This is a genomic window from Legionella erythra (genome assembly GCF_001467615.1).
GTDB lineage: Bacteria > Pseudomonadota > Gammaproteobacteria > Legionellales > Legionellaceae > Legionella_C > Legionella_C erythra.
The window spans coordinates 20,863-27,118 of the sequence record NZ_LNYA01000020.1 but is presented as its reverse complement, the minus strand read 5'-3'; the positions used below and the strand labels follow the sequence as shown (position 1 = coordinate 27,118).

The window sequence follows — 6,256 nt, the reverse complement described above, 5'->3', positions numbered from 1 at the left end:
GGGATGACAGAGAAAAAGCCCGTATCACACATAAAAAGCTAGCCAAACCCGTGTCTTGCCTGCGCGGGCAAGACATTGCCGGGGACAAAAGGGAAGGGGCATTGTCAATGTTATTTACGGCGGGAAACGAACGGGTTGTCTTTGATGTAAAACCGCAACTCTTCTTTTGCCCATTCTTTCGCGTAATCGACGCCAATACGGGGGGTCTTCACAATGGAAAAGGGCTCGTTTAAAGGGTTATTAGCGACAAAGAAATTATCACTTAGCAAATCATGTGCGTTTAATTGCTTGTCTATTCCCATGGCTTTGCAAAGCAAGCCTGGGCCCTGAGTACGGCTTGCAATATGCTGGATGGGTTCAAGTGCACGCAACAGCACCGCGGTACCCTGCCCTTCTGGCTCAGTGACCACATTAACGCAATAATACATCCCATAAATGAGGTACACATAGGCATAACCAGGAGGACCAAACATCACGCGGGTGCGCGGCGTAATACCGCGTGAGGAATGCGCGGCCAAATCCCGCTGCCCGAGATAAGCCTCGACTTCGACAATTTTGCCGACCCGCTCTTCACCCCCTATCCGGTGGATGAGGTAGTGGCCCAAAAGCGATTGAGCGACCTCAGTCGTGTCGCGGTTATAAAAATCCCGGGTTAATTTTTCCCACACCATAGCACTTCTTAAATTGAGCCCAACACATGGAGCCGCAGCTGACTTTAATCAGACGTTTTAATGAATTTCTTTATTATAGTCAAACGCTGACGCGTTATCGGCGGTTTTGATGACACGTTGGCAAGAGGACTCTCCTTAAGTTAACAGATTCGGGTTTTGTTGCAGGTAGTTAAGTAAATTGACGGGCCTGTAGTCCGGATCGGACCTGTAACGCTGCAAAACGGACGGATGAAGGCTTTCACAGGTTTCCTTTCCGTCCCCCGCGGCCTTATCGATTGGACGGGAATAGGGCGGTATCAACCGGTATAAGCCGGTGCGCGAATTGGCACAGGCCTGCATCAAATCGGGTTTGATGCTTAGCTCGGATAACCCCAGACCAACATGCCTTGCCTTATCCGCTATCCAGTGCAGCGCGATATCCGATAAGCCGGTTTTTTCGTAGCCGCCGCCCACATCGGCATGGACCCCAACAAACCACACTTGTTCCAGGGTCTGGTGGGTATCGTTTTTATCCTTCTCCCATAATGCTGGCTGAAAATGACGCCGCTGCTCATTAATAGCCACCGCATGGTAGGCATTCTCTACCATGCTGCTTAATTTATAATCATGAAAACGGTGGCGCGGGGTAACAATGCCATTGAGTAACAAGGGATTACCCAGCGCACCTACGGTATCCCAGACCCCTATGAATTTAATCGCTGTCTTATCCCTGACCGCATAGGAACGGCGAAACAGGGTGGATTCCACCAAGCGCGGATGAGATGACAAGGTACGGGCGCTGTAAAGCTTAAATCCCTGGTCGATTTTATCGATCTGATTCCGCCGTAAGATCCCGCAATTGCGGATCATGCCGGCTAAGGTGCGTACCGTGAATGCACCGCGGCTGAATCCAAATAAAAACAATTCATCGCCGTCATCATAATTTTGCACCAGAAAGCGATACGCCTTCAGCATGTTTTCCGATAAACGGTAGCCGGTCAACCCATCGACCACCCGACTAAACCAGTTGCCATGCGTGCCAATGCCGGTATCATAGAACATCATTTGCTCAATGCCCTTGTAATCATACAGCACCGCCTCGGCGATTTTAGTGACATTGGTTTTTAACGGCAGACCATTAACCACGGTGTCTGGCAAATTCCAGGTACCGTCACAACAAATGACAATCCGTTTCATGAGCGCTATCCCTGTTGCTTTTTCTTTAATTATAGAAGTAGATTATACCTCTTCTGGGCAGCGGATATGTCTTCCACAATGCGCCCATTCATCGTTTGAGGGAACCAATGAAAAGGATTTTAATCACCTGGCTTGGTCTCACGGCCTGCCTGAATCTGTATGCTCACACACCGGTGCAACGCATCGAATTACGCGGTTCTTTTTATGACATGGGTAAACAATACGCCGAAAAAACAGCAGAGCGGTTGATTGCCCAAAAAGCCTTATCCATTGATAGTCTTTACCCCGATGATCCCGTTAAAAAACAGCAATTCAAACACAGGGTGGACATTTGGCTTAAACAAGCCAGACTGCGCTACCCCCCTGAACTTTATGAATTTATACAGGGCGAGGCTGACAGCGACTTTGCCAAAAGCCATGGCCTGACCCTCGATGATTTCATTTTCCTCGATCAGAGCATTATCCTGACCCTCTTCGCCAAAGAATTTAAACAGGGTCCGGCAGTCGATTCCTGTTCTTTCCTGGGCCTGATGGATAAATCCGTCCTGGTGAGACGTCATTTTGACTACCCTAAAGATTATCTGGCCATGACCACCCGCTACCCTCAGGTGATTCTTTTTGAACACCAGAACAAACACCTTTACCCCCATCGCGTCATGAGCATTGGGCAACCTGGCCTGATTTCAGCTGCCACGTTCATGAATGACCAGGGTTATTTTATGGCCATTAATGCCGGAGCCAGCGTGGGCAATGAGTACAAGGTGTTCCAACGACGCTCGTATTTTGGCCAAATGCTGGTTCAACTGTTTAAAACCAGTCGATTTGATCAATTGTCAAACTGGGTCCGTCACACAGCACCTGATTTTGGTTATCTGGTGAACATTGCCGGTCCGGAGAACCATGCGCTGCTTTCCTTCGAGGCCTCCCCGTATAATGAAGTCCAGGGGCATTATCCCCTCGAGCAACTTCCGGCAAATGTGTTTAAAATTCGATCACGCAAACCCAGAGAGTCAGAAACGATAGATCCAGGACTGGATAACAACAGCAACTTTCTGGTGGCGACCAACACGTTTCGGTTATTGAATTGGCCGCTCTACCTGGGCCACGACTATGACCAGCAAACCCCAAGCTTCTCGGCTGAACGTTACCTTCACTTAACAGCGTTGGCCCGCGCCCATCAAAACAGCTCCACCAAGACACTCATGGGCATCATGGAAAAAGAACTCAACACCCTGCAGGCAGTTCCAGGTGCCGCAGTGCATTACTGCGGCACCGATCCCCACTATCAAAGCGATCCTAGCGCCACTTACTACACGGTGGTTTTTGACACGGCCCAGCGTCAAGCCTTTATCCGATTTCAACAAACCAGCAACGATAAAGAAGCCCGCTGCGAAAGCCAGTGGACGCCTTGGCAGGCTGTTACATTTTGAGCAGCTGAAGCAAGGTTTGCTGCATAGGGGTTAACCTCAAACGCGAGACTACCGCCAATCGCAAAAGCATGAAGGAAATCAAAATCGGAAGTGGGGGCGTTTTTCCTTCATCGCCGGTTGGGGCCTATTTTTTTTTACGCATGTACCCAGCAACCCATACGATCACGGCGATGCCGAAAACCACCGCCGACAGCGACAATTTTCCGAAGCCACCAAAATAACCTTCCACAAAATCGACGTTGAGGGATGGCTCGATGAGATCGGCATAGGCTGCCGTTACAGACATCAGGATCAAGCACAGGCAGGCAATAACTTTAACCAGCACAATAGTTCTCCGATAATGATGGAACTGCCGTTTAAGATCAGGGAATAACCGAGGCCTGACTTCAGCGGTTTTAACATGGCAATGCGGATCAGCAAGGCTTCTGTCAAAATAACGGCCACTTCCGTAACCGCCCAACTTAAGTTCGGCGCATGCGTTGTCTTTTCCAAATAATTAAAGGCTATCTGGGCCAATGGATTGGTCAGGCAGTTTAATCCTATAATAAACGCTATCCATAGCCAGAATTCTTTTCCTGGGACAAAGCGCCTGATGATGAGTAAAAAAGCACCCAGCTCACACAGTATAGTCACGAGCAGCGTGGTGGTCATGTTTATGCTGTCAGCATCCATTTTTCCTTTTAGCTCCTACTTGCTCTCGCTCAGTTTATTCGGGTTACCCCATGTGTATTACGAATTGGTTTATATCCGTAAACACATCGCCACGCAGTTGCCGGCATCGTTTATGATTATCGTGGTAAGCATACTCTCTTTCCTGGTGATTGTGAAAATTTTTCATCTCGCCTACCCCATTGCCGGTATTATGCCAATTGAGTTTCTCTGCTTATTTCTTCTGTTGCTACTCTGCCTTTATTACAGTACAAACTGGCTGACCAGCCTCTTTCTGGCGGTGTTCTGTAGTATGCTGATTTTGAATGCAGCGCTTCTGCTCGTCATTCTCGCCTTTTTACACAACCTGACACCCTGGGGTTTTCTGTCGACCCACAAGGCGTCATCAAGAGCCTGGATTATTTTTATCGTCAATCCCTGCGTTGTTTTTCTTTTAGCCCTGTATGTTACCGCCGATATACCTGTTTTTTCCAACCAGCAAATCCACCAGTTTCTGTCACACTATATCCTGAATTCGTCTTATAACACCCCGACTATCGCCCTGTTTGCAGCCGCTGTTTATCTGCAAATGGTTCATTATTATTTTGTGCTCCGGGTTCTGCCGCACCAGGCCCATCTGACCTTGCCTATCCATTTACCGATTTTGGCTGTCTTTGCTTTATTCACCGCTTTCTTCTTCCATGCCTTTGCAGCCACCAAACAAATCTATGCCATTGCCGCTCTGTTTCATGCCTATCTTGAAATCCCTCTTCTGCTTTACCTTTTACCCCTGGCGCAAAAATCACAGTCAATTCTGATCAAATAACCAACATTGTCAAAAAATAAGGTTCAATGATATTGTAATCGATGGGGGTAACTTTTGCGGTTTAAAGTCATCGAGTAAGCTCCGTAACACCATCGGGCTCCACAATTTATTAAGGATGATGTATGAAATATTTAGTGACTTATTGTGCCTTCGATACCGAAACCAGCAACCCATTGTGGCATAGCGCCTTTATTCTGTCTCAGTGGGATGAATCGGAGGGAAATCACGCACCCATCGAAGTAGTGGCTACCTACGGTTTTTATGGAGTACCCACAACGACGCGCAATACATGGGCAGCTAAAATCAAGCTGCTCATCGGATTTGATGTGGATATGAATGGCAATCATGGCATGCTTCGCCCGGAAGAAACCCGATTTATGGATTTTGGTTCCGGCATGCACGGCGTTTCGTTTGAATTAACGATGGATCAATTCCATACCTTGCACACTAAATGCAAGAAAATGATGCAGGATCAGGAGGACACCATTCGGGAAACCGCCCAATTTTTTAAATTGAAACCAGCTGATAAAAAGCGCATCTATCCTTATGAGCAATGGTCTGCGTTAATTTATGAGACTGAAAAAATCCGCGCCAGTAATGAAGGCCGCGAACCGCGTCTAAAACCCTTTGAAATTAATCCCTCCCTGACCTGGTCAGGGCCGTCGTTAAGCCAGTCTCATACCTGTAAATCCCAGGTCATAAGGCTGCTCGAGGGTATCTTGAGCCCAAAGCAGATTGCCCGCCTGACAGAAAATGGCAAACACCCCACAGTCCCCCGCTACAGCGGCCCCATGGAACCCCTGGCCCTGTATAGTGAAGGGCCTCTGAAAACCCATGTCAAGTCGGATGGTACAGCCGTTCATTTCCGTGACGGTGCCAATCCGCAAGTGACATTACGTTGGACCCTCCCCCCTCAGGAAATCGAGGCTATCTCAGAAGATACCCTGCAACGGGTGAAATTGCCGGAGGAACATTTACCAAGAATCAGAACGCTTTGCAAAAGACTCCAGCGTCTGGAATGGTTGTTTATCAATGCCCAATTACCGGCCACTTACGAACCCTACCGCAAAGCGCTCATTGAGCTTATCCGCACCAGCTATCAGGTATTTTCCAAAACGGAACCCAAGGACGTGCTGACCGAACTTCCTGGATGGAAAGGCACTATGCGCTATTTATTCTCCATTCCCCGAAATGAGTATGAAAAGACTCTCCTTAGCCAGATTCAACAAGGGGAAAACCTGTTGAATAGCCTTTACATGGCCATGGTGGATAATTGGAAAATTGAAGAGGGATGCCCGCTTGAATCCAGGGATCCCTCTCCGGCCGAAAGCTCTCGGGATGTCAACGACGCCTATGAAAATCCGGCAGAAGCGATTGCAGCGTACTTGACGGAAATAGATAAAGAACGTGCCTGCAAAATCATAGGCCGCAATTATGTAAGCCCTGACGATGAAGACGAAATACAGGACGATGCACCCTTCCTTGCAACTCCCGCGCTGCAATAA

The 6,256-nt window shown here is 48.2% G+C and carries 7 protein-coding genes; 3 read left to right on the top strand and 4 right to left on the bottom strand.

Features of this window, described 5'->3' with window-relative positions; translation table 11 throughout:
• Nucleotides 1-110 precede the first annotated feature (110 nt).
• Together Lery_RS04570 and Lery_RS04565 are read right to left on the bottom strand one after the other, a co-directional pair.
• Nucleotides 111-671, bottom strand: coding sequence for a DNA-3-methyladenine glycosylase (locus Lery_RS04570; protein WP_058526080.1), 561 nt, complete (start codon nucleotides 669-671; stop codon nucleotides 111-113).
• Nucleotides 672-806: 135 nt separating this feature from the next.
• On the bottom strand, nucleotides 807-1,847 hold the full coding sequence (locus tag Lery_RS04565; RefSeq protein WP_058526079.1) for a DUF2235 domain-containing protein: 1,041 nt from the start codon (nucleotides 1,845-1,847) through the stop codon (nucleotides 807-809).
• A 107-nt stretch (nucleotides 1,848-1,954) separates the two neighbouring features.
• Here Lery_RS04565 and Lery_RS04560 point away from each other — a divergent pair, with 107 nt between their 5' ends.
• Nucleotides 1,955-3,277, top strand: a complete 1,323-nt coding sequence (locus tag Lery_RS04560) for a C45 family peptidase (protein WP_058526078.1) — start codon at nucleotides 1,955-1,957, stop codon at nucleotides 3,275-3,277.
• A gap of 124 nt (nucleotides 3,278-3,401) precedes the next feature.
• On the opposite strand, the gene Lery_RS15220 is transcribed toward Lery_RS04560, so the two are convergent.
• The gene (locus Lery_RS15220) at nucleotides 3,402-3,602 is read right to left on the bottom strand and encodes a hypothetical protein (protein ID WP_131751164.1); all 201 of its coding nucleotides are present in this window, start codon (nucleotides 3,600-3,602) and stop codon (nucleotides 3,402-3,404) included.
• Nucleotides 3,569-3,928 carry a hypothetical protein gene (locus Lery_RS04555; protein WP_058526077.1) on the bottom strand — a complete coding sequence of 120 codons (360 nt, stop codon included), beginning with the start codon at nucleotides 3,926-3,928 and terminating at the stop codon, nucleotides 3,569-3,571. Before Lery_RS04555 ends, Lery_RS15220 begins: the two co-directional genes overlap by 34 nt.
• Here Lery_RS04555 and Lery_RS04550 point away from each other — a divergent pair.
• Nucleotides 3,927-4,751 carry a hypothetical protein gene (locus Lery_RS04550; protein ID WP_058526076.1) on the top strand — a complete coding sequence of 275 codons (825 nt, stop codon included), beginning with the start codon at nucleotides 3,927-3,929 and terminating at the stop codon, nucleotides 4,749-4,751. The genes Lery_RS04555 and Lery_RS04550 overlap by 2 nt on opposite strands.
• A gap of 122 nt (nucleotides 4,752-4,873) precedes the next feature.
• Complete coding sequence (locus Lery_RS04545; protein WP_058526075.1) at nucleotides 4,874-6,256, top strand: hypothetical protein; 1,383 nt, start codon at nucleotides 4,874-4,876, stop codon at nucleotides 6,254-6,256.

Coding starts and splice junctions, on each gene's coding strand:
- Lery_RS04570 (WP_058526080.1), bottom strand. CDS start 671: ATGGTGTGGGAAAAATTAACCCGGGATTTTTATAACCGCGACACGACT.
- Lery_RS04565 (WP_058526079.1), bottom strand. CDS start 1,847: ATGAAACGGATTGTCATTTGTTGTGACGGTACCTGGAATTTGCCAGAC.
- Lery_RS04560 (WP_058526078.1), top strand. CDS start 1,955: ATGAAAAGGATTTTAATCACCTGGCTTGGTCTCACGGCCTGCCTGAAT.
- Lery_RS04550 (WP_058526076.1), top strand. CDS start 3,927: ATGTTTATGCTGTCAGCATCCATTTTTCCTTTTAGCTCCTACTTGCTC.
- Lery_RS04555 (WP_058526077.1), bottom strand. CDS start 3,928: ATGACCACCACGCTGCTCGTGACTATACTGTGTGAGCTGGGTGCTTTT.
- Lery_RS04545 (WP_058526075.1), top strand. CDS start 4,874: ATGAAATATTTAGTGACTTATTGTGCCTTCGATACCGAAACCAGCAAC.